This window comes from Rhizobium sp. BK379, from assembly GCF_014193955.1.
Lineage (GTDB): Bacteria > Pseudomonadota > Alphaproteobacteria > Rhizobiales > Rhizobiaceae > Rhizobium.
In genome coordinates this window covers 1,265,153-1,286,684 of sequence record NZ_JACIAD010000001.1, presented here as the reverse complement: position 1 = coordinate 1,286,684, position 21,532 = coordinate 1,265,153, and the positions used below count along the sequence as shown (strand labels likewise).

General features: G+C 61.3%; 21 protein-coding genes. 9 read left to right on the top strand and 12 right to left on the bottom strand.

What is annotated here, in order from left to right:
- The first annotated feature begins 77 nt into the window (after positions 1–77).
- Entirely contained in the window at positions 78–854 is a 777-nt protein-coding gene (locus FHT93_RS06685; protein WP_183846795.1) for a hypothetical protein, read from the top strand.
- 56 nt (positions 855–910) lie between these two features.
- On the opposite strand, the gene FHT93_RS06680 is transcribed toward FHT93_RS06685, so the two are convergent.
- From FHT93_RS06680 to FHT93_RS06670, 3 genes are read right to left on the bottom strand one after another with little or no spacing between them, the layout of a single operon-like run.
- Positions 911–1,663, bottom strand: coding sequence for an ABC transporter ATP-binding protein (locus tag FHT93_RS06680; protein ID WP_113016726.1), 753 nt, complete (start codon positions 1,661–1,663; stop codon positions 911–913).
- Positions 1,657–2,727 carry an iron ABC transporter permease gene (locus FHT93_RS06675; RefSeq protein ID WP_113147352.1) on the bottom strand — a complete coding sequence of 357 codons (1,071 nt, stop codon included), beginning with the start codon at positions 2,725–2,727 and terminating at the stop codon, positions 1,657–1,659. Before FHT93_RS06675 ends, FHT93_RS06680 begins: the two co-directional genes overlap by 7 nt.
- Positions 2,728–2,732: 5 nt before the next feature.
- Positions 2,733–3,869 carry an ABC transporter substrate-binding protein gene (locus tag FHT93_RS06670; RefSeq protein WP_112969406.1) on the bottom strand — a complete coding sequence of 379 codons (1,137 nt, stop codon included), beginning with the start codon at positions 3,867–3,869 and terminating at the stop codon, positions 2,733–2,735.
- A gap of 114 nt (positions 3,870–3,983) precedes the next feature.
- Between FHT93_RS06670 and FHT93_RS06665 the strand changes: the two genes are divergently transcribed.
- Positions 3,984–4,772, top strand: coding sequence for a class I SAM-dependent methyltransferase (locus FHT93_RS06665; protein ID WP_183846793.1), 789 nt, complete (start codon positions 3,984–3,986; stop codon positions 4,770–4,772).
- Positions 4,773–4,822: 50 nt separating this feature from the next.
- Here FHT93_RS06665 and FHT93_RS06660 read toward each other — a convergent pair whose 3' ends face one another.
- Positions 4,823–5,203, bottom strand: coding sequence for a response regulator (locus FHT93_RS06660; protein ID WP_183846791.1), 381 nt, complete (start codon positions 5,201–5,203; stop codon positions 4,823–4,825).
- A gap of 140 nt (positions 5,204–5,343) precedes the next feature.
- Here FHT93_RS06660 and FHT93_RS06655 point away from each other — a divergent pair, with 140 nt between their 5' ends.
- The 3 genes from FHT93_RS06655 to FHT93_RS06645 all read left to right on the top strand — a co-directional run bounded on the left by FHT93_RS06655 (position 5,344) and on the right by FHT93_RS06645 (position 10,029).
- The gene (locus FHT93_RS06655) at positions 5,344–8,439 is read left to right on the top strand and encodes a CheR family methyltransferase (protein WP_113205967.1); all 3,096 of its coding nucleotides are present in this window, start codon (positions 5,344–5,346) and stop codon (positions 8,437–8,439) included.
- 20 nt (positions 8,440–8,459) lie between these two features.
- Entirely contained in the window at positions 8,460–8,849 is a 390-nt protein-coding gene (locus tag FHT93_RS06650; RefSeq protein ID WP_210299191.1) for a response regulator, read from the top strand.
- Positions 8,850–9,105: 256 nt separating this feature from the next.
- Complete coding sequence (locus tag FHT93_RS06645) at positions 9,106–10,029, top strand: hypothetical protein (RefSeq protein ID WP_246781560.1); 924 nt, start codon at positions 9,106–9,108, stop codon at positions 10,027–10,029.
- Positions 10,030–10,074: 45 nt separating this feature from the next.
- Here the strand turns inward: FHT93_RS06645 and FHT93_RS06640 are convergent, their stop codons facing one another.
- The 4 genes from FHT93_RS06640 to FHT93_RS06625 form a co-directional block, all read right to left on the bottom strand.
- Complete coding sequence (locus FHT93_RS06640; protein WP_183846789.1) at positions 10,075–11,943, bottom strand: ABC transporter ATP-binding protein; 1,869 nt, start codon at positions 11,941–11,943, stop codon at positions 10,075–10,077.
- Between the two features lie 134 nt (positions 11,944–12,077).
- Positions 12,078–12,497 carry a GFA family protein gene (locus tag FHT93_RS06635; protein WP_183846787.1) on the bottom strand — a complete coding sequence of 140 codons (420 nt, stop codon included), beginning with the start codon at positions 12,495–12,497 and terminating at the stop codon, positions 12,078–12,080.
- 208 nt (positions 12,498–12,705) lie between these two features.
- Complete coding sequence (locus tag FHT93_RS06630) at positions 12,706–13,179, bottom strand: VOC family protein (protein WP_007817690.1); 474 nt, start codon at positions 13,177–13,179, stop codon at positions 12,706–12,708.
- 92 nt (positions 13,180–13,271) lie between these two features.
- A complete protein-coding gene (locus FHT93_RS06625) occupies positions 13,272–13,481 on the bottom strand; it encodes a DUF1127 domain-containing protein (protein WP_112546908.1) in 210 nt (69 codons plus the stop codon).
- Between the two features lie 100 nt (positions 13,482–13,581).
- Between FHT93_RS06625 and FHT93_RS06620 the strand changes: the two genes are divergently transcribed.
- A complete protein-coding gene (locus tag FHT93_RS06620; protein WP_183846785.1) occupies positions 13,582–14,454 on the top strand; it encodes a LysR family transcriptional regulator in 873 nt (290 codons plus the stop codon).
- 5 nt (positions 14,455–14,459) lie between these two features.
- Complete coding sequence (locus tag FHT93_RS35890; protein WP_281413509.1) at positions 14,460–14,582, top strand: hypothetical protein; 123 nt, start codon at positions 14,460–14,462, stop codon at positions 14,580–14,582.
- A gap of 43 nt (positions 14,583–14,625) precedes the next feature.
- On the opposite strand, the gene FHT93_RS06610 is transcribed toward FHT93_RS35890, so the two are convergent.
- Positions 14,626–15,615 (bottom strand): SDR family oxidoreductase, encoded by a 990-nt coding sequence (locus FHT93_RS06610; RefSeq protein WP_183846783.1) that lies wholly within the window; start codon positions 15,613–15,615, stop codon positions 14,626–14,628.
- Between the two features lie 283 nt (positions 15,616–15,898).
- Here FHT93_RS06610 and FHT93_RS06605 point away from each other — a divergent pair, with 283 nt between their 5' ends.
- The gene (locus FHT93_RS06605) at positions 15,899–16,276 is read left to right on the top strand and encodes a VOC family protein (RefSeq protein WP_018115203.1); all 378 of its coding nucleotides are present in this window, start codon (positions 15,899–15,901) and stop codon (positions 16,274–16,276) included.
- A gap of 64 nt (positions 16,277–16,340) precedes the next feature.
- On the opposite strand, the gene FHT93_RS06600 is transcribed toward FHT93_RS06605, so the two are convergent.
- Positions 16,341–18,389: an ATP-binding protein gene (locus FHT93_RS06600; RefSeq protein WP_183847557.1), complete on the bottom strand. Its 2,049-nt coding sequence runs from the start codon at positions 18,387–18,389 to the stop codon at positions 16,341–16,343.
- Positions 18,382–19,890, bottom strand: coding sequence for an ATPase domain-containing protein (locus tag FHT93_RS06595; RefSeq protein WP_018115205.1), 1,509 nt, complete (start codon positions 19,888–19,890; stop codon positions 18,382–18,384). The genes FHT93_RS06600 and FHT93_RS06595 overlap by 8 nt, the downstream gene beginning before the upstream one ends.
- Before the next feature lie 165 nt (positions 19,891–20,055).
- On the opposite strand from FHT93_RS06595, the gene FHT93_RS06590 reads away from it, so the two are divergent.
- The gene (locus FHT93_RS06590; protein WP_183846781.1) at positions 20,056–20,757 is read left to right on the top strand and encodes a class I SAM-dependent methyltransferase; all 702 of its coding nucleotides are present in this window, start codon (positions 20,056–20,058) and stop codon (positions 20,755–20,757) included.
- Here the strand turns inward: FHT93_RS06590 and FHT93_RS06585 are convergent.
- The gene (locus FHT93_RS06585) at positions 20,729–21,526 is read right to left on the bottom strand and encodes an ABC transporter ATP-binding protein (protein WP_183846779.1); all 798 of its coding nucleotides are present in this window, start codon (positions 21,524–21,526) and stop codon (positions 20,729–20,731) included. The two genes, FHT93_RS06590 and FHT93_RS06585, sit on opposite strands and share 29 nt — an antisense overlap.
- Positions 21,527–21,532 lie beyond the last annotated feature (6 nt).

Here is a 21,532-nt window from a genome sequence, read left to right as displayed (position 1 = left end):
GCATTTCTCCACATCGATGGGGAACATCGGGCTTTTTCGTCCGTTTGCGGAGAGGAAAACCTGGAGGAGGAATCCCGATGAGCAATCTCCGCAATGACAGCGCTCCCGCATTCTCAGGCGGCGGGGGCCACAGTACGCTCAGTGCCTTCTTCGACAGCCGTGACGATGCCGAACGCGCGATCGACCGGCTGAAGAACCTCGACATCAGCAATGTCCGAATGATGCCGGGATATGAAGCCGACGGCGACAAGGCCGGCGTTGCCGGGGACGACCGTGGCGGCTTCTGGTCGAAGCTGGAGGACTGGCTTTTCCCTGACGAGGACCGGTCGGTCTATGCCGAAGGCCTGCGCCGTGGCGGCTATCTGATCTCCGTCGAGGTCGACGACGCGACCTACGGCATCGCCCACGATATCCTCGATGACGAAGGCTCCATCGACATGGATGAACGTGCCGACCTCTGGCGCGCCGAGGGCTGGAACACGAGCAAGTCGAACGAGGCTTTCGCAACATCGCAATATGATGCAAGCAGGGCTCGCGAGGCGGATGAGGCCGAGCGGGTGCGGCAGGCGCGTGCCGCACAGGACGACGTCTTTGCCGCCGATGCCGCAGGCGTTGCCGGCCCGGCGATGCCTGCCGGACACTACACCCGCCGGCTCGATCCCAACTCCCCGCGCGTCCGCGCCTATGATCTCGACGACGAGGCGCCGCTCGATCAGGAGCTGCGCGACGACATCGCGCCGACAGGACATCACCGCACGGTGGAAGAGTCCCAGGAGCGCGCGGAACGGGAGCTTCGCCAGGCTCAGGATATCGACGGGATGCGGCAGGACCAGACGCTGCCGCGGGGCCGATAGCGATTATAAATCAGTGATGCATTGACATAAGGGCGCGCCGTTTCAGCGGTGCGCCTTTAATGCGCCGTGCCGTCCACGATGACGTGGTCGTGATCCCTGGAGCATTTCTCGATGCGGGCGTGGATCTTGTAAACCTCGCGCAGCATATCGACGGTGACGACGTCGCGCGGTTCACCGCAGGCACGCATGCGGCCGTTCTGGATGATCAGAACCTTGTCGGCGAAGCGGAGCGCCTGGTTCAGATCATGGATGGCGATCAGCACGATCATGCCGCGCTTGCGGGCCTGACGCTGCATGAAATCCAAGACTTCCACCTGGCGGTGAAGATCGAGCGCGCTGGTCGGCTCGTCCATCAGCATGATTTCGGGCTCGCGCACCAGCGCCTGAGCGATGGAGACGAGCTGGCGCTGGCCGCCGGAGAGAGCGCCGAGATCGCGAAAGGCGATCGCCTCGATGTTGAGCGCCTTCATGATGTCGTCGATCAGCCGCAGTTCCTGATCGCTGACGCCCCAGGAGTGACCCTGCTTGCGAGCGAGCAGGATGGATTCATAGACCGTCAGCACCGCATTGGCGGAGGTATCCTGCGGCATGTAGCTGATGGCGTTCTTCGTTTTGGCGCCTTCGACCAGAACGTTTCCCGGGCCTTTCAGGAGGCCGGTGATGCGCTTGAAGAGGGTCGATTTGCCGGCGGCGTTCGGGCCGATGACGGCGATGAGTTCGCCGGCATTCATCTTCGGGGTGGTGACGTCTTCGACGAAGAGCTTGCGGCCGTGATAGGCGCCGACCGACTGCAGCTGAAGCGCTACCATGAGCGGCTCCTGTTCGAGAGGATGAGCGAGAAGAAGAAGGGTACGCCGACGAGTGCGGTGATGATGCCGATCGGGAAGACGACGCCCGGAATGATCGACTTCGAGACGATCGAGGTCAGCGACAGCAGCAGCGCGCCCGAGAGAACCGAGCCCGGCAGGAAGAAGCGCTGATCCTCGCCGAGGATCATGCGGGCGATATGCGGGCCGACGAGGCCGACGAAGCCGATCGTGCCGACGAAACTGACGGGCACGGCCGCCAGCAGCGAGATGATCAGCATCGTCTCCAGCCGGATGCGGCGGACATTGACGCCGAAGCTTGCCGCCTTGTCCTCGCCGAGGCGGATCGCCGTCAGCGCCCAGGCATGGCGGGCAAAGAGCGGGAGCGCAAAGAGCAGTACGGCAAGGGTGATCCAGATCTTCGGCCAGGTGGCCTTGGTGAGGCTGCCCATGGTCCAGAAGACGACGGCCGAGAGCGCCTGTTCCGAGGCGAGATATTGCAGGAAGGCGAGAGCCGCATTGAAGGTGAAGACAAGCGCGATGCCGAGCAGCACGACCGTCTGCACCGAGACGCCGCGCGCCTGTGAGATGAAATGGATGAAGAGGGTTGCGACCAGCGCCATGATGAAGGCATTGACCGGCACGAGCAGGCCGGCGGCAACGGGCAGGATCGGCACGCTGGTGACGATCGCGAGTGCCGCGCCGAAGCTTGCGGCGGCGGAAATTCCCAATGTGAACGGGCTTGCCAGCGGATTGGCGAGGATCGTCTGCATCTGCGCCCCCGCGACCGAGAGCGAGGCGCCGACGACGATCGCCATGACGGCGACCGGCATGCGGATATCCCAGACGACGGCGCGGACCTGCGCCGAGACGGCGTCGGGATCGAAGAGGGCTGTCACGACCTCGTCGAGACCGTAGCGGGCCGGTCCCCAGGCGAGATCGACGGCGAAGGACAGGCAGAGCGCTGCCGTCATGGCAACGAGGATCAAAAGCTTGCGGCGGGCGAGGGCGCGGTAACGCGCCCTGCCTTCCTCGGCTTCGATCGGCATAGCGGCGATCTCTGCCATTGGCCTTACTTTCCGGCCTTGGCGTCGACCCAGTAACCCGGCTGATAGGCGACGGGCAGGAACTTCTCGTGGAATTCCTTGAAAGTCGCATCCGGATCGAGATCGGCAAATAGGTCCGGATGGAACCACTTGGCCATCTGCTGTACGGCGACGAACTGGTAGGGGCTCGTGTAGAACTGATGCCAGATCGCGTGCACATTGCCGCCGGCAACGGCCTTGGAGCCGGTGAAGGCCGGGTTCTGCATCAGCGCATCGAGCGCCTTGCGGCTGTCGTCGATGGTGCCGGCAGCGGCCGGGCCGACATTGACGTAATCCTTGGCGTCCTTGGTCTGGCTCCAGTTCGAGCCGGTAACGACGACGACGTCAGGATTGGACGCGACGACCTGTTCGGCATTGATCGAGCCGGTATAGCCGGGCAGGAAATCGGAGCCGAGATTGTGGCCACCGGCCCAATCGACCATCAGGCCGAAATTGTCGGGACCGAACGTGCCGCAGCACTCGACGAGGCCGGCGGCGCGATACATGAAGACGTTGGGCTTCTTGGGATTGGCTTCCTTCAGCTTGTCGGTGACGCGCGCCATCTGCTCTTTCCAGTAGGCGGCGACGGCTTCGGCGCGGTCTTCATGGCCGAAGAGCTTGCCGAGGATTTCCAGGCTCGGCTCGGTATTGGCGAGGATGTGCTCGCGGAAATCGATATAGACGATCTTCACGCCGATCTTGTTCAGCATGTCCTCGAGCTTCACCTCGTCGGCCGCCTTCTTGTTGCCGATCGGCAGCAGCATGACGTCGGGGTGAAGGGCAACGACGGTCTCGGTCTGCAGCGTACCGTCCGTCAGGTTGCCGAGGAAGGGCAGGTCCTTACCCCTAGGGAATTTCTCGACATAGGCGTTGAAGCCATCCTTGTCGGTGGTCCAGAGATCGTTGCGCCAGCCGACGATCTTGGCGAAGGGATCGTCCTTCTCGATCGGGGCGACGGCATAGAGCATGCGGCCTTCGCCGAGAATCACACGCTCGACCGGTTTGTCGAAGGTGACCTCGCGGCCGGCCACATCCTTGATGGTGAAGGGTTCGGCCATAGCCTGGAGTGGCAGAATGGTCGCAACCGCAACTGCGGATAGTCTAAGCAAACTCAAAAGATTCAACTGGAAACTCCCCCGGTCCTTGGTAATGTCCCGAGGCATAGAAAAACTGACTTTCGGAATCAAGTTTTATGTTTTAGAGCATTTCCAAAGTAGTACGGCGCCTGGGTGCAGATAATGAACACGATGAACACAAATTACTCTATTCGCGATGAAATCCGGGACTTCTGGTCTGAACGCGCAGCGACATTCGACGAGAGTGTAGGCCATGAAATCTTTTCCGAAGCCGAGCGCGCCGGCTGGCAGCGGCTGATCCGCAAGCATCTCGGCGAGGGGCAGGGGCGGGCAGCGCTCGATCTTGCCTGCGGCACGGCTGTCATTTCGCATCTGATGCACGGGGCGGGTTTCAAGGTGACGGGGCTCGACTGGTCGGATGCGATGCTGGCGCAGGCGCGCGCCAAGGCCAAGAAGCGCGGCACCGATATCCGCTTCGTCTCGGGGGACGCGGAAAACACCATGGAGCCGAAGGACAGCTACGACGTGATCACCAACCGGCACCTCGTCTGGACGCTGGTCGATCCGGCCTCGGCCTTCCGGGAATGGTTCTCCGTCCTGAAGCCCGGCGGCAAGGTGCTGATCGTCGACGGCAACATGGGCAAGGAGACCTGGGTCAAGAGCCTGCAGAAAGTCTGGACGAGGCTGACGGGCAAGGCGCCGGCGAGCCATATGAAGCCCGAGATGATGGCCCGTCACCAGGCAATCCGCTCGCGTGTCCATTTCTCCGACAAGATGCCGGCCGAAGCGATCGTCGACCTTCTGCGCCAGGCGGGCTTCGACAATATCGTGGTCGACCGCAAGCTTTCGGACATCCATTGGGCGCAGGCACGCAAGATGCCCTTCCTGCGCGGGCTCGAGCGCATGGTGCAGGACCGTTTTGCGATCTGCGCGACGAAGCCGCTAGCCTAGGTTTTCGGGGGCGCGTCACGCGCAAAGAGGGCGTGGCTGGCGATGTGCGGTCATTGAAGGGTCGGGCGCCCCTTGCCGATGAGGTTTGCGAGCAGCCCGGCCACTTCTCCGGCATCGGCGGGTTTCGCTACCAGCGGCACCTGGCAGAGGGATGAGGGTATGGCGAGCTGGTCGTAACCGCTCGTAAAGACGAAGGGGACGTGCCTTTCCCGCAGCATCTCGGCGATAGGAAAGCTCAATTCTCCCCTGAGATTGATATCGATCACGGCGCCGTCGAGCTCGGGAGTGTTTTCGATCGCTGCCCTGGCAGACGCGAGGCTTGCAAACGGGCCGACGATCATTGCCCCGTACTTTTCGAACGCTTCCGCAAGATCGAATGCGATCAGATATTCATCTTCCAGAATGAGCACATGGCCGAGCTTTTCTTCCACCTGAGCGCTCCATATCGTCGTGGTTTCAGGAGTGAAATATGGCAGAAACGCGCTGAGTAAATGGAGATTGCCAAAGAGACTTCCGCTCCCTAATTCTACCGATTGTAAGGCCGCCATCTTCGGTCTTGAGGAGCGGTGAAATGGTACACGCAAATCCGAAATTCCCGATCGTCGGCATTGGCGCTTCGGCGGGGGGGATCCCTGCAATGGAAGGGTTCTTTCAGGGCTTGCCGGAGCGCTGCGGCATGGCGTTCGTCGTCGTGACCCATTTGAACCCTGACCGCGAAAGCCGCCTGCATGAGGTGATTGCCCGCTATACCGACATGGAAGTGGTGCTTGCCGCTGACAAGCTGAAGGTGGTTTCCGAAACAGTCTACGTCATGCCGGAAAATGTGGTGCTGAGCCTTCATGACGGCGTGCTTTCCGTCAAGCCGCTCGACGTCAATTCCAGGGAGCGCAAGCCCATCGACGTCTTCTTCGGCGAGCTTGCGAAAGACCAGGGCGACTATGCCGTCGGCATTATCCTGTCCGGCGGCGACGGGGATGGGACGCTCGGTGTCAAGGCCATCAAGGAGCGCGGCGGGCTGACGATCGCGCAGATTGCCGACGGTTCCGGCCCCCGCAATCCGGATATGCCGCAAAGCGCGATTTCCAGCGGTCTCATTGATCTCGCCCTGCCGGCCGAGCAGATGGGTGAAAAGCTGGTCGCCTTCGCACGCAGCTTCGATCTTCTTTCAGATGTCGGGGAGGCTGGCGAACATAACAAGGCGAGCGACCTCGAACAGGCACGCGAGCGTATCTACGCGATCCTTCGCAATCAGACCGGCCATGATTTTTCCGGCTACAAGACCAAGACCTTCCTGCGGCGCGTGCGTCGACGCATGCAGGTCAAGCAATTGAAGACCATCGAGGCCTATGTCGCCGTGCTGGAGCAGGATCCCGATGAAGTTTCGCGGCTTTTCAGCGATCTGTTGATCAACGTGACCAATTTCTTCCGCGATGCGGACGCGTTTGCGGTGCTTGAAACCACCGTCATCCCGCAATTGTTCGCCTCCAGAACTGCGACCGATACCGTGCGTATCTGGGTGCCGGGCTGCGCAACGGGGGAGGAAGTCTATTCGATCGCCATTCTCATGCGCGAACACATGGAGCGGCTGTCGCACGTACCAAGGGTGCAGATATTTGCGACCGATATCGATGAGCCGGCGCTGCAGATCGCCAGGACGGCGCGTTATCCGGAGGCGCTGCTGGAGGGCGTTTCGAGCACGCGCAAGAAGAAATTCTTCAGCAGCGACGGAGCCAGTTTCGTCGTCAGCAGCAGCGTCCGCGAGTTGTGCATCTTCTCTCCGCATAGCGTCATCCGCGATCCGCCGTTTTCCCGGATGGACCTCGTGTCCTGCCGCAACCTTTTGATTTATCTCGGACCTGAAGTACAGAACCGGGTCATCCCGACATTCCATTATGCGCTGAAACCCGGCGGTTACCTCTTTCTCGGTACGTCGGAGGGGATCGCCCAGCATGGCGATCTCTTTACCACCGTCGACAAGAAGAACCGCATCTTCCAGACGCGGGAACATGCCAGCGCGCACCGTCTTCCGATCCTGATCGGGGACGAACGATATGCGCCGTTCACGGCCTCTGCAAAAATCGAGCCGCGTGGATTGGGCGGTGTGCAGTTGCGGCAGGCGGTCGAAGCGCAGGTGTTGGAATCATTCGCACCGGCTCACGTCGTGGTGAATGCGGACGGTGATGTCGTCTATTCGTCCGGGCGCACGAGCAAATTTCTTGAAGTGCCGCAGGGCGCGCCGAGCCGCCAGCTGATCAACATGGCAAGACGGGATCTGCGGCTTGATCTCAGGGCAGCCCTGCGGGAATGCGTCTCGTCGAGACAGCGTGTCACCAAGGACAATATCGTCGTTGATGACGATGATGGCCGCGTGCAGCCGGTGTCGCTGGCGGTCGAGCCGCTCGGCAATCGCGAGTCAGGCGAAGCGCTCTACGTCGTCCTGTTTCAGACGCTTGGACCGCCGCAGGCGCGCTCGGAAGCCGAACGCGTCCAGCGGAGCCTGGAAGGGACGGCCGACCTCGAGAGGGAGCTGCGCGACACGCGCGAACGCCTGCAGTCGACGATCGAGGAATATGAGACGGCGCTCGAAGAACTGAAATCCTCCAACGAGGAGCTGGTATCGGTCAACGAAGAGGCTCAATCTTCCAACGAGGAGCTCGAAGCTTCCAAGGAGGAGATGCAGTCCCTCAACGAGGAGCTCAACACGATCAATGCCGAGCTCAACAGCAAGATCGAGGAACTCGACCGGGCCAACAACGATCTGAAAAATCTCTTCGACGCCACACAGATCCCGACGATTTTCCTCGACCGCAATCTGGTGATCCGCAATTTCACGCCGACAGCGTCGAATTTTTTCAAGCTACGTGCATCCGATGTCGGCCGGCCACTGACCGAACTCTCCAGCGATATCGACTATCCGGAGCTGAACGACCATATTGGCGAGGTTTTCGCTTCGGGGGAAAACCTCGATCATCACCTTCCGCGCGACGACCAGGGGCGTCATTTTCTGGCCCGGCTCATTCCCTATCGCGGCGACAACAACAGGATCGACGGTGTGATCGTGACGCTGATCGACGTCACCACGTTGGCCGAAGCCGAAAAGCACCAGAAGGTGCTGATTTCGGAGCTCAATCATCGTGTCAAGAACATGCTGGCGGTGGCGATCAGCATCGCGACCCAGACGCTGGAATCGGCTGCCTCGCCGGAGGCGTTTCACGCAGCCTTCGTCGGCCGGCTCAAAGCCATGTCGAGGACTTACGGCCTGCTTTCACGCGAGAACTGGAAAGAGGCGTCGGTGCAGGAGCTGATCACCCAGGAACTGACGCCATTCGGCGCCGATCGGGTCACGCTCGACGGCCCGGAATACAAGCTCAATCCGCCACGCGGGCTTGCGCTCGGAATGGTCATCCACGAGCTTGCGACCAATGCTGCCAAATACGGGGCCTTGAGTAATGGCGAGGGGCACATAGATATCCGCTGGCAGCTCGGGAATCGCTCCTTCATCCTCGACTGGAGTGAACGCGGCGGCCCGGCAGTCAAGGATCCGCAGTCGGACGGTTTTGGCATGTCGCTGATGCAGGGGGAGATCGGCTACCGGCTCGGCGGACAGGTTGAAACTAATTTCGCTCCCGGTGGTTTAACCGTTAGCCTCTCGTTCCCGCTCAGCTAGCGGCCAGGTGGAGTGAGCCATTGAAATCCAGCTTTCCCAGGAGTTCCCTCTTTGCAGGAAAGCGGGTGCTTGTCGTCGAGGACGAATTTCTGCTCGCAGAGGAAACCCGCAGGGAGCTTGTCAAGCTCGGGGCGGTCGTGATCGGTCCGACGCCACGCGTCGACGATGCGCTTTTCCTGATCGAAGATGAGCAGATCGATGCCGCCATCCTTGATGTTTTTCTGTCCGACGTGCTGGTCTTTCCCGTGGCGGAACGGCTCGAAGAGCTCGGCATACCGTTCGTTTTCGCCACCGCGTATGATCCATCCATCATTCCGGAGCGGTTTGGCGGCTATATTCTCTGCGACAAGCCGATAGAGCTGGAGAATATCGCTCAGGGTCTTTTCGGATCGCCGGTATCGGATGCGTGATGATTGCGGACCGGTGCGGCATTTTGATCGGTTTTGCGCCAAAACCGGTCCCGGCGGGATGGGTGGCTGTGGTTTGCAATTCTATTTTAAGGGACATGGTGCAGCAAGTGATGGCCGACTGCCGGCGAAGCTTCGCGTTCAAGAAAGTGCACGCACGAGAGCTTGGGGCGTGCAGAGGCATACCAACGCCGCGAAGGCCAGCTGCAGGTCGCTCAGGCCGTAGTTTGTCCAATTCGAACTTGCCTGGAGAGATCCGTTGACGTCCATATCAGCCGCAATGCGCTCAGCCACTGATGCGGCCGAGGTTTTGAACGTCGAAGCCATTGTGGAAAATCGCCTTTACGCACTCGCCCTGAAGGATGCGGCGCTGAAGCTCATCGCCATGCACGATGCCGCGCCCCGTATCGTGCGCTATACCGCCGACATGAAACGATGGTTGCTGACGCAGTCAATTCTGGCTTTTCATTTTCGGCGTGTCACGTCGCCGTCCCACCCGGGCCTGACGGCTGCCAAGCTGAAGGCACTCATCGCCGAGAGTGACATTGCCTCCAAGAACACGGTATTCGCGCATCTGGCCGAGATGCGCAATTACGGTCTCCTGGTCGATGTTCATGAACGCGCGGACAAGCGCGCTCGCCCGCTCAGAATTTCCGAAACTGCCGAAACCCTGATTCGCGAATGGTTCGACGAACATCTGAAATCACTCGACATGCTCGATCGGGGCACCCGATTCCGGCGATCATCGGCCGATCGGCGCCTGCTGTGGTATGCGCAGCCAAGAATGTCGGAGAGCCTCTTTCGCGACCCGAACTGGGCCAGCCCGCCGCAAAGCGTGGATACTTTCGTTCGAACCGCTTCCGGCAGCAATATCCTGCACGACCTGATGTCGCGATTGCCGCCGGAAAAGGAGCTGGAAACGCGCATGTCTGTCGGGCCTTTGCGCGTCGGAGAATTCTCCAAGCGCTACGCCATCTCCCGAACCCACGCGCGGCGCCTTTTCGAGCGTGCTCAGATGCTGGAAATTGCCGGATGGGACGCTTCCGGCGACCGCGGCGATTTCTGGATTTCGGCAGAGCTGGTCCGCGACTATCGGTATTGGCAGGCGGTCAAGTTTGCGGCGATCGACGAAGCGTTCGAATGGGCATGTTCTCATGTGCCCGAGCAGGCTGGCGAGCAATAGGGTCAAGCTCTCCGGCGTCGGCGCAATTACTGCCCGCCGCTGCCGCTAACCCGACGCACCCTCTTCAATCTCTTCCGGAATGAAGCCACCCGTCTGGCGCCGCCACAGGCGCGCGAACAGCCCGTCGCCTTCGATCAGCTCTTCCGGCCGGCCTTCCTCGACGATGCGGCCGTGGTCGAGCACGATGATGCGGTCCATGCTCGATATGGTCGACAGGCGGTGGGCGATGGCGATGACCGTCTTGCCTTCCATCACCATGTTCAGACGCTCCTGGATGGCGGCTTCGGATTCGCTGTCGAGGGCCGAGGTGGCCTCGTCGAGCACCAGGATCGGGGCATTCTTCAAGAGCACGCGGGCGATCGCCACGCGCTGGCGCTGGCCGCCTGAGAGTTTTATGCCACGGTCGCCGACATAGGCTTCGTAGCCCGTGCGGCCTTCGCTATCGGCGAGGTCGGCGATGAAGAGATCGGCGCTCGCCATCTTCGCCACGTCCTCGATCTCTTCCTGCGTGGCCTCCGGCCGGCCGTAGCGGATATTGTCGCCGACGGAGCGGTGCAGCAGCGCGACGTCCTGGGCGATGACGCCGATGGCGCGGCGCAGGCTCGACTGGGTGACCGAGCGGATATCCTGCCCATCGATCCGGATCACGCCGTCCTTGATGTCGTAGAAGCGCAGGAGCAGGTTGGCGAGCGTCGTCTTGCCGGCGCCTGAGAGGCCGACGAGGCCGACTTTCTCGCCGGGACGGACGGTCAATGACAGGTTGTCGATGACGGGCTTGCCGGATTTGTAGGCGAAACCAACGTCGTCGAAGCGGATTTCGCCGTTCGGGACGACAAGGTCCTGCGCATCCGGCCGGTCGGTGATGGTGGGCGGTGTCGTCATCACCGGCATGGCGTCCTTGATCGTGCCGATCGCCTGGAAAATCTGCTGGCCCATCTGCAGGAATGTAAATGTGTGACCGGACAGCCGGTTGAGAACATAAACGGCGGCAGTGAATTCGCCGATCGTGACGAAGCCGTCAACGAGCCCGGTAAAGCCGATCGACAGGATGGCCAGCCAGTGCGTCACGTTGAGGACGACGACGATGACCTCTGCTGTCCGATAGATACGCTGTTCGCTTTGCTGGGCCTTGATCGCCTTGCCGATGATGCCTCGGATAGTACCCGCCTCGCTGTCTTCGGCTGCGAATTGTTTCACCATCTGCATATTGGCGTAGAGATCGGTAATGGCGCCGGAAATCAGGCTGCGGCGCTTGGCGGAGCGCCGTGCCCGTTCGGTGAAGACAGGCGCCAGCCTGACGGCGAGCACCACGTTGAGCGTGATCCATACGACGGTCGGCAGCGCAAGCTGCCAGGACAATGCGCTCAGAAGGATGACGGAGCCGACCATCTGCATGATGAAGCGCGGGATGGACTGGAAGGCCGATATGACCTGCTGCTGGACGGCGGAGGCCACCTGCTGCAGGCGCGAGGCGACCTGGCCGGCATAGAGATCGTGGAAGAAGGCGAGATCCTGCCGCTCCACCGCCCGGTGGCCCTGCCACTGAATGGCAGCCGGCATGCCGATGCCGAGCGTATGCGAATTCAGCGTGTTGACGAGGAAGGAGGCAATGGGGATAGCGGGGAAGAGCATCAGGCCGAGCAAGATCAGCAGCGGCCGGTCATTGCGCAGGAAAGCCGAGGCACCCTGCTGCGTGACGCCATCGACGATGACCGACAGGCCCCAGACGATCGTCAGATTCATGGCCTCGATCGCCATGGTGCAGAGGGCGAGCGCGATCAGGATGCCGCGAAACATCGAGATGAAGTGCAGCAGCACCGTCACCGGCCCCTTCGACGGCAGCGGACGGTAGGGGATATCGAGCGGCCGGATCAGCGTTTCGAAGGGACGGTAGATCGCATCTGAAATCGACATGATCGACTTGAGCCTCTCGGGTGCAGCATCGGGAAGAGGGCGGGCGTATCAGGCGACGCGCGTCGTATCGAATCATCTTCCGGCTGCAATCTCAATCAGAAATTTTGGAAATCTCGAGATCGCGGGGCGAAGTATCAACTCGACGTCCGCACGACGCTGCCTTGCCGGAAGTGCTCGCCGGCAGCGTCGATACCCACCCAATGATGTTTCGATTGCTCGAAGATCGATTTGGCGGGTGCGGGGAGCTCGCTCACGTCGGTCAGCGCTCCCAAAGCCACGCCGATCATCGAGGGCAGGTTGTCTGCTGTCCAATAGACCGAGGAGCCGCAGTTCGGACAGAAGTAGGAATGCACCTTTCCGCCGCTTGCCGCATCGCGGGTGTATTGCTTGCCGAGACCGGACACAGTGACGGCTGCGGCGGGATAGAAAGCACCGGCGCCGAAAGGGGCGCCTGTCCGTCTCTGGCATTCGATGCAGTGACAGGCAATCACCGCATGTGGTTTATCCGGCAGCGCCAATCTGAGCGCTCCGCAGCTGCATCGGGCATCGGCCATCGGAAACTCCTGTTTTCGTGGGATTGAACATCGCGATTTCGGGGAAGATGCCGGGTGTGGCGCTTGCGAGCGGCGGCGGCACTTTCGACTGTGCCACGAGCGGAGCATCAGCTCAACATGCCCATGACGGGCATGTTCAAAGCGATCCCCGCCTGGAAAGACGATGCCTTGGGGAAAAGGCGCCGCTTGCGACCCTGCGATTGCGGCCTCAGCCGCGGCGGGCTGCTTCTATTGCCGCGACGTCGATCTTGCGCATGGTCATCATCGCGTCGAAAGCACGCTTGGCCTCGGCTCCGCCAGCCTGCATCGCTTCCATCAGAGCGCGCGGGGTGATCTGCCAGGAGACGCCCCATTTGTCCTTGCACCAGCCGCATTCGCTTTCCTGGCCGCCATTGCCGACGATTGCGTTCCAGTAGCGGTCAGTCTCTTCCTGATTTTCGGTCGAGATCTGAAAGGAAAAGGCTTCGCTATGCTTGATCGAGGGACCGCCATTGAGCCCGATGCAGGGGATTCCGGCAACCGTGAATTCCACCACCAGCACGTCTCCCTGCTGGCCGGCGGGATAATCGCCGGGGGCACGGTGGACGGCGCCGACCTTGCTGTCCGGAAAGATCCCGGCATAGAAGCGGGCGGCCTCTTCGGCGTGTTTGTCATACCAGACGCAGATCGTGTTCTTGTGCATTGCGCGCTCCTCCGTCGCTTTCTCCCTGATGGCAGAGACATAAGGGGGAAAGCGTTTTTCTCCAGTCCGGCCGCGCGACAAAACCGCGACCGCTACCCCCAGAACCATGATTTGTTGACCTCGTTCCTCGCCTCGGAAGGGCTGACGCCGATGTCGCGAAGCTGATCATCGGACAGATGGGAAAGGACCTGTCGCTCACGGCGCTTGCTGAAATAGAGGGCAAGGCGCGTCAGGCAGCGCCTGGCGATGCCGCCGCTCGGGGCGCGATCCATTGTTATCGGCAGTTCCACGTCAGTCGCCATCGGGCATCTCCAGCATTCATCTCGGGCGCCTTGAAAATGGACTGGCGAACGCCTGTAAGGAAGCTTATGGTTTTTATGCAATCCATAAGGAATTCTTCTGATGCTGAATCTCGACCAGCTTGCCGCCTTTGTCAGCGTCGTCGATCTCGGGAGTTTCACCGCTGCGGCCGATAGGGCAGGGCTGACGCAACCGGCAGTCAGCCTGCAGGTCAAGCTTCTGGAACAGCGGATGGGGGTTCGGCTGATCGAGCGTGTCGGGCGCCGGGCGCAGCCCTCGGCGGCGGGCGTCGAACTGCTTGCCCACGCACGCCGGATCGTCGGCGACTGTGCGGCGGCCGAGGAGGCGATGGCGCCCTACAGGCAGGGGGCGGTGGGGCGCGTGCGGATCGGCAGCGGCGGCACGGCCTCGATCCACCTGCTGCCGCGGGCGATTGCCGCCGCCAAGAAGCGCATGCCGGGTCTGGAGATCGTGGTGCGTGTCGGCAATACCGACGAGATGGTGCGCGATCTCGAAACCAATGCGCTCGATATCGCCGTCGTCACGCTGCCGGCTTCCGGCCGCTCCATCGAAATCGAGCCCTTCTACGCGGATGAGCTCGTCGCCGTGGCGCCGAAGGGCAGCGCGATGCCGCAGGACGGGCCGACGCCCGAATTCTTCAAGGACAAGATCATGATGCTCTACGACGGCGGCAATACGCGTCGCATGACCGACGACTGGTTCGCTGCCGCCGGAGTCAGGAGCGAACCAGCGATGGAGTTCGGCAGCGTCGAGGCGATCAAGGAACTGATTGCCGCGGGGCTCGGATGGTCGGTACTTCCCGGCCTTGCCCTGAAGCGCGACAGGGGCCGGTTCGTCACGTCCCCCGTCCAGCCGCCGCTCGTGCGCCAGCTGGGCATGGTGATCCGGCGCGACAAACATCTGACGCGGGGGCTACGCGAGGTCATGAAATGCCTGCGCGGAGTCGAGGCGTAACAGGGATGCTCCCTAGCGGCGACTTTGCCGATGAGGTTGCAGGGGCCGTGCTGTTTCCTGCTTCCAGCGATGCGTCTGCCGTGACGGGTGTCGCGCTGAGCGTCGATGGCGGCTCGACGCAGATATGAGAGGATGCCCGGCGCCTGTCGACGAGCGCCGGGGTCCGGAGAGTCAGGCCCGGCCGAGCGCGCTCTGCTCTGCGCAGATGCGGTCGATCAGGGCGTCGAAATCGCCTTTCGGCGGACGGCCCTTCGCGAAACGCTGCTTCAGGTGCATGATCGGTTCGGCCAGGATTTCGTCCAGGCTTTGGGCGCAGGTGAAGTCGCCGGCCACGCTCTTGACCTTGGAATTATCGAAAATCGCGGTCCAGGCCTTGTCGCCGGTGAGCGGGCCGATCCATTCGGGATTGTACTTGACGAGCGTATCCGTCGGCACATGCACGATCTTCGCCTCGACGCCGAGCAGGCGGGCGATCGCCTGCTGGATGTGATCCCAGATGTGGGCGTGGTCGTTGGTGATGTGGAAGATGTCCTGCAGGGCCTTCTGCTTGCCGAAGAGGCCGACGAAGGGCACGGCAAAATCGACCGAGCGGGTCAGCGTCCAGGGCGTGTGGCCGTCGCCGGCAACGATGGTCGGCTCGCCGTCCAGCATGCGCCGCGCCATGACATCGCTGTCGCCCATCATGATGGGTAGGCCGGTGCGGACAGTGTGGCTGGGGCGCACGATCGTCCAGGGGAGATTGTTCGCCTGCTTCAGCAGTTCCTCGCAGGCGATCTTGGCCTGGCTGTAGGGCCAGTAGGGGTTGATCGCCGGCGTCTTCTCCTCGGTGATGATGTAATGGCGGGCCGGCTTTTCGTAGACCGAGGCCGACGAGATGAAGATGTACTGGCCGCAATGGCCGGAGAAGATCTCGATATCGCGGGCGATCTGATCCGGCGTGAAGGCGATGAACTGGGTGACGACGTCGTAATTGGCCTTTGCGAGATCGGCATAGGCCGATGATCCCAGTTCGCCGACGATGGAGGTGACGTCGGCGGGCAGCGGATCGCCCCTGAGGCCGCGGTTGAAGACGCTGACCTGATGGCCCTCAGCGACCGCGCGCTCGACGCAGGGATAAGAAATCTGGCCGGTGCCGCCGATGAATAGGATCTTCAAAGCCATAAGGGATCTCCGTGTCGAATGGGGCGGGATTATCGATAATCTTCATAGCGCGAAAGAGATGGGACGTCTTCTGCAAAATGGCCGGCATGGTGACGCAGCAGGCGTTCTGCACGGTTTCGCGCTGCGGCGAGGCAAGAGATGGGCCCTGCCTCTTCTCAGGCAAGCGGTTTCGCGCTAGATCTTTCCTGTTGGCACCGTCCATCTCATTCCAACATCGAAGCGCCTCACATCGATCCAGCACCGTCTGAACTGTGAGCGTGGCTTCGCAAGCAGAGGTTATGCGATGAACGAAATCGCTGATCACGGTGTCCGTTTCGGTCGGATTGCCGCTATGATTCCCGTCAAGGACATGGAAAAAGCCTATGGCTTCTACGCCAATGTTCTCGGCTTTCACAAAGTCTTCGAAAATGGAAATCCCGTCGGTTTCATGATCCTGAAGCGGGATGGCGGCGAGCTGCATCTGACCTTGCAGAAAACTCACAAGGCTGCGGACTTCAACGTTGCCCACTTGCTGGTGGACGATGTCGATGCGTTGCATGCGGTTTGCAAGCAGCATGGCGCAAGGATCATCAAAAACCTGCAGAACAAGGATTATGGCCTGCGTGCTTTCGTCTTTGAAGACATCGACGGGAACCGTATCGACGTCGGACAGGTAATCTAGACCCGACATCGGATTCGGGTGGCTATTGAGCCATCCGGATTCGGTGCGCAAGATGCGCGTCGGCTCAGTGGGCGACCATCAGCTTGCCGATCTCCTGCGCAAGTTGATCCTGGGTGTAGGGCTTTCCGAGCTTGGCGACGTCGAGGTCCAGTCCGGGCGGGAGTTCGGCATAGCCGGATGCGATGAGGATCGGCAGGCCGGGGGCGATCGTGCGGGCGGCTTTGGCGAGGTCTCCGCCGGTCATGCCGGGCATGGAGTAATCGGTGATCATCAGATCGAAGTCCGCGCCGCTGCCCAGGCACTCGAGAGCTTCCTTGCCCGAGTGGGCCTCGACCACCTCATGGCCGAGATCGGTGAGCATATCTGCCGAACTCATGGCGATCAGGACATCGTCGTCGACGAGCAATATGCGCTTCGGGCCCGACAGCGTGTCCGCGTCTGCGGGCATTGCCTCATCAGGCTCGGCGTGGACGCTGGCCGATGTGGAGACGGGAATCCAGAGTTCGGCCGTCGTGCCCTTGCCGGGCGTGCTCTCCAGTTTCAGGTCGCCCTTCAATTGCAGGGCGAGGCCGTGGATCATGGAGAGGCCGAGCCCTGTGCCCTTTCCGAGTTCCTTGGTCGAAAAGAAGGGTTCGATCGCCTTTTGCAGCGTTTCCTTGTCCATGCCGTAGCCCTGGTCGGCGACGGTCAGGACGACGTAGCTGCCGGAGGCAAGTTCATCGGTTGGTGCAATCTGCTCCGCCTGCTTCAGCGCAATGCGTATCGTGCCTCCTTCCGGCATTGCATCGCGGGCGTTGACGGCGAGATTGAGGAGGGCGAGCTCGATCTGGTTGGCATCTGCCGACACGAGGGGAAGATTATCGGGAACCGTGGTTTCGATCATGATGGTGGAGCCGACGGAGCGCTTCAACAGGTCCGTCATGCCGAGCACGAGGGTGCGCATGTCGACGGGATCGATGTGCAGGTCCTGCCGCCGGGCAAAGGCAAGCAGTCTCTGGGTGAGGGAGGCGCCGCGCTTTGCTCCCTGCAGGGCGCCCTCGATCAGGCGGGCGGCCCTGATATCGTTTCCGACATATTTGCGCAGCAGTTCGAGATTACCGAGGACCGCCATCAGCAGATTGTTGAAGTCGTGCGCCACGCCGCCCGTCAGCTGGCCGATCGCCTCCATCTTCTGGGCCTGGCGAAGCTGCTCTTCGGCGCGTTCGCGCTGGCTGACTTCCGCCATGACCACGGCATGGGCCTGCTCGAGTTCGCGTGTGCGCTCGGCGACCCTTTCCTCCAGTATTTCATTGATCTGGCGCTGATGTTCCTCCGCCTTCAGCCGCGCGGTGATATCGGCAGAGACTCCGACCAGCTTGATGCCCCTGCCGGAGCGGTCCCGGTAGAGCTGTGCCCGGATTTCGACCCAGTGGACGGAGCCATCCCTCCAGACCGTGCGATATTCGATCGAATAGTCCGCACCGGTTTCAACGGTCCTGCTCACGGCGGCCTGCATGCGCTCCCTGTCGTCAGAGTGAATGGAACGCTGCAAATCGTCATAGGTGAAGGGTTCCTCGGGGCGACGGCCGAAAATGGCCTTGCAGGTCGTCGATGTCGTCAGCACGCCTGAGGCAAGGTCGAGTTCCCATGCGCCCAGCCGTCCGGCTTCCAGCGCGGTCTGCAGCCGGCGCTCGCCTTCATCGAGCGCTTCCATGCGGGAGCGGGCCTCGAACTGTCGTCGCCGTCCGCGCATGGCGGAGCGGGCAACGCTGATGAAGGTGGTTGCGTGGAACGGGCGCTCGATGAAGCTGACATTGCCCAGGACTTCGGAAAGCCTGGCGGCTGCGGGATTGCGCTCCGGACCGCCGCCTCTGTTGGTCAGAATGATGAACGGCAGGTCTGACCAGCTCGGCTGCTCCTCGATCCAGGCGGAGATGGCGCGAAGGTCGGCTGACCGCAACGCCTCCTCGGTGGCAATGGCAAAGGCGACATTGTCATCGAGGCTTTCGACGAAGGAGGGAAGATCCGGCGCCGCTTTTGATTTAATACCCGCTTCCTGCAGAAGCGAAGCGGCAATCTGCGCATCACGCCCGATGGGGGCATGGATCAGGCCGATGGCGTCCCAGCTAGGAATTGTCCCTGTCCTCTTCTGGCATTTGAAGAAGCGGCTGTTTTTCGCCGACGAATGTCGGAACGCCGCGAAGCACGCCCTGGAAGCCGGAAAGCGGCCCGCCCAAGGTCAGCCCGGTATTCGTGATCCGGAATTCCCGTATGGTCTCCTCATGCCTGCCGGTTCGTTTCTTGACGACGGAAATCGCCCGGCGCACTTTTCCCAGCGCCTCGAAATACCGCAGAAGGATCACGCTGTCGGCGAGATAGGTGACATCGACGGGCGACTTCATGTCGCCGACGAGGCCATGCTGGGCAACGGTGAGGAAAGTGTTGGCACCCTGGCGGTTCAGATATTGAAGCAGCTCGTGCATGTGCAGGATAAGCGCGTTTTCCTGCGGCATCGATGCCTGGTAGCCGTTGATGCTGTCGATCACGACGGTCTTGGCGTCGTAGCTTGCAACCCGGTCCCGGACACGCTGGGCAAACTCCCCGGGGGAGAGTTCGGCCGCATCCAGTTGCTCGATGTGGATCAGCCCTTCGTCGCTCATCTTCTCGAGGTCGATACCCATCGATTTCGTCCGCGTGAAGAGCAGCCCAAGCTCTTCGTCAAAGATGAAGATCGCGGCCTTTTCGCCGCGCTTGACGGCCGCATCGACGAATTGCAGGGCAAACAGGCTCTTGCCGGTGCCGGCCGGGCCGATCAGCAGCGTGCTTGAGCCGCGCTCGAGGCCGCCGCCCAGGAGATCATCGAATTCCCGGATGCCGCTCGAGAGTGTCGTCCTGTCGAAGCCCGTCTTGTGCTCGATCGCGCGCAGCCGCGGAAACACCGCGACGCCCCCGGTCTTGATGACGAAATCATGGTAGCCGCCGCGAAAGGACTGGCCGCGATATTTGATGACCCGTAGCCGGCGGCGTTCCGAGCCGTAATCGGGGGCCAGCTGCTCCAGATGGATCACCCCGTGAACGACGCTGTGGACGGTCTTGTCGAGATTGTCCGAGGTCATGTCGTCGAGGAGAAGGACCGTGGCGTCCGACCGCGAGAAGAAATGCTTCAGCGCAAGGATCTGCCGGCGATAGCGCAGCGAGCTTTGGGCGAGCAGCCTGATTTCCGAGAGGCTGTCGATGACGACCCTTTGCGGCCTAACCCGCTCGAAGGCCTCGAAGATCAGCTTGGTGGTTTCGCCCAGTTCCAGGTCCGACGAATAGAGAAGGCTCTGCTGCTGGTCGGCATCGAGCAGGCTTTCAGGTGGCACGAGTTCGAAGATTTCGATGCCGTCGCCAAGTTCCATCCCGTGCGAGGCTGCGCTGTCGCGCAACTCTTCCTCGGTCTCGGAAAGACTTATGTAGAGACAGCGCTCATTCAGGTTTGCGCCTTCAAGCAAAAATTGCAGCGCAATCGTGGTCTTTCCAGTGCCGGGCGAACCTTCCAGCAGGAATACATGCCGGCGTGTAAATCCGCCGACCAATATATCGTCCAGGCCTTCTACCCCGGTCTTCGCCTTCTTGCTCAAAACTTGGTCCATACTGTCTCCTAAATCAGTCAGGGAATTAGGGCAGCAGGTGTGAGGAACAAGGCTGCTGATAGCGTTGGCGCGAAACGTCATTCGAGCCGGAGTGGGTACCGACCTTTTCATGCCGTCTTCGCCGCTTTATGAACCTCGCATCGAATGAAATGCGTCGGAGAAACAATGAGCAATGATGTCCGCAAAACCATAACCACCTGGTATGTCGATCCCGACGCAGAAGATCGGATGGCGGATGGGCATGCGCCGATCTGGCGGCACCTCATCGACATCATCACCGAGCGTGACCTTTCGGAAAAAAGCGTTCTCGATTTCGGCTGCAATCAGGGTGGTCTGCTGCGGCACCTCCATGCCATCCGCCCGTTTCGCAAGGCGCTGGGCATCGATATCGCCGAGCAGTCGGTCGCCAAGGCCGAAGCGCTCAAGGGCAACCTTCCTGTACAGCATGCGGTCGGCGGAACACTTGACGGATGGGTGGAGGAATTCGATCTGGCGATCAGCCACGAGGTCATCTACCTCGTCGAGGACATCGATGCGCATGCTGCCGATATCTGGAAGTCGCTCAAGCCGGGTGGCGTCTATTATGCGGTGACCGGGTGCCATACCGACAATCCACTTTGGCCGAAATGGCGTGAGCTTGTCGCCAAGCGGACGAACACGGTGGTGCAGGATCGCTCGATCACCGACTACGGACGCGCATTTGCCAAGGCTGGCTTCCAGGTTTCCGGCAGGAAGCTGGAATATGACGGCTTCATCCCCTTCGTCGAGGATGGCTGGACACCCGATTTTGCCGATGCGCTGGATTACTACACCCAGACCAAGATCGTCTTCCGGCTCGTCAAGCGCCCGGACGGGCGAGCCGCGTAAGTTCGACGTCGAAATGCGGCGGCTTGTCGGGATCAACCTCGACGAACCGCCCTTTGACCCGGAACGTTTTTTCGATCAGGCCGCTTTCTGCGAGCGCTCTCGGCTCACCATCGAAACGCAATTCTCCCCGCTCGAGAAGTGAAATGCGGTCGCTGACGGCGATGGCCTGATTGATGTCGTGGATCGCCATGACGATCGTGACGCCCTTTTCCCGGCTGAGGCGGTGGATGAGATCGAGGATCTCCACCTGATAGCCGATGTCGAGGAAGGAGGTCGGCTCATCGAGAAGCAGGATGCCGGCTTCCTGCGCAAGGGCCGCCGATATCCATGCCCGCTGGCGCTCTCCGCCGGACAGCTCCCGCAGCGCCCTGTCCGCCAGGCTCGTCAGACCGGTGCTGTCAAGCGCCCATTCGATGGCCTTTTCGTCCCTGCCGTCATAGGAGCGAAACAGACCGACATGGGAAAACCGGCCCTGGCGCACGAGCTGCGCAATGGTCATCTCGTCAGGGGCCGAAGGCTGCTGCGGCAGGAAGGCAAGCTTCCTGGCGATGGCGCGCCGTGACATCGACGCGACCGACACATCCTCGATCGCGGCAGATCCTTCTGCCGGTTTGATCAATCCGGCGAGCGCCTGCAGCGCGGTGCTCTTGCCTGAGCCATTGGGGCCGATCAGCGCGCGGATTTCGCCTTTTTCCATGGAGAGCCGAAAGCCGCTGAGTGCCTTTCGGCGGCCATAGAAAACAGATAGTTGCGAACAGCTCAGCGGCATGGGCGA

Coding starts and splice junctions, on each gene's coding strand:
- FHT93_RS06685 (WP_183846795.1), top strand. CDS start 78: ATGAGCAATCTCCGCAATGACAGCGCTCCCGCATTCTCAGGCGGCGGG.
- FHT93_RS06680 (WP_113016726.1), bottom strand. CDS start 1,663: ATGGTAGCGCTTCAGCTGCAGTCGGTCGGCGCCTATCACGGCCGCAAG.
- FHT93_RS06675 (WP_113147352.1), bottom strand. CDS start 2,727: ATGGCAGAGATCGCCGCTATGCCGATCGAAGCCGAGGAAGGCAGGGCG.
- FHT93_RS06665 (WP_183846793.1), top strand. CDS start 3,984: ATGAACACGATGAACACAAATTACTCTATTCGCGATGAAATCCGGGAC.
- FHT93_RS06655 (WP_113205967.1), top strand. CDS start 5,344: ATGGTACACGCAAATCCGAAATTCCCGATCGTCGGCATTGGCGCTTCG.
- FHT93_RS06640 (WP_183846789.1), bottom strand. CDS start 11,943: ATGTCGATTTCAGATGCGATCTACCGTCCCTTCGAAACGCTGATCCGG.
- FHT93_RS06635 (WP_183846787.1), bottom strand. CDS start 12,497: ATGGCCGATGCCCGATGCAGCTGCGGAGCGCTCAGATTGGCGCTGCCG.
- FHT93_RS06630 (WP_007817690.1), bottom strand. CDS start 13,179: ATGCACAAGAACACGATCTGCGTCTGGTATGACAAACACGCCGAAGAG.
- FHT93_RS06625 (WP_112546908.1), bottom strand. CDS start 13,481: ATGGCGACTGACGTGGAACTGCCGATAACAATGGATCGCGCCCCGAGC.
- FHT93_RS06620 (WP_183846785.1), top strand. CDS start 13,582: ATGCTGAATCTCGACCAGCTTGCCGCCTTTGTCAGCGTCGTCGATCTC.
- FHT93_RS35890 (WP_281413509.1), top strand. CDS start 14,460: ATGCTCCCTAGCGGCGACTTTGCCGATGAGGTTGCAGGGGCCGTGCTG.
- FHT93_RS06610 (WP_183846783.1), bottom strand. CDS start 15,615: ATGGCTTTGAAGATCCTATTCATCGGCGGCACCGGCCAGATTTCTTAT.
- FHT93_RS06605 (WP_018115203.1), top strand. CDS start 15,899: ATGAACGAAATCGCTGATCACGGTGTCCGTTTCGGTCGGATTGCCGCT.
- FHT93_RS06595 (WP_018115205.1), bottom strand. CDS start 19,890: ATGGACCAAGTTTTGAGCAAGAAGGCGAAGACCGGGGTAGAAGGCCTG.
- FHT93_RS06590 (WP_183846781.1), top strand. CDS start 20,056: ATGAGCAATGATGTCCGCAAAACCATAACCACCTGGTATGTCGATCCC.
- FHT93_RS06585 (WP_183846779.1), bottom strand. CDS start 21,526: ATGCCGCTGAGCTGTTCGCAACTATCTGTTTTCTATGGCCGCCGAAAG.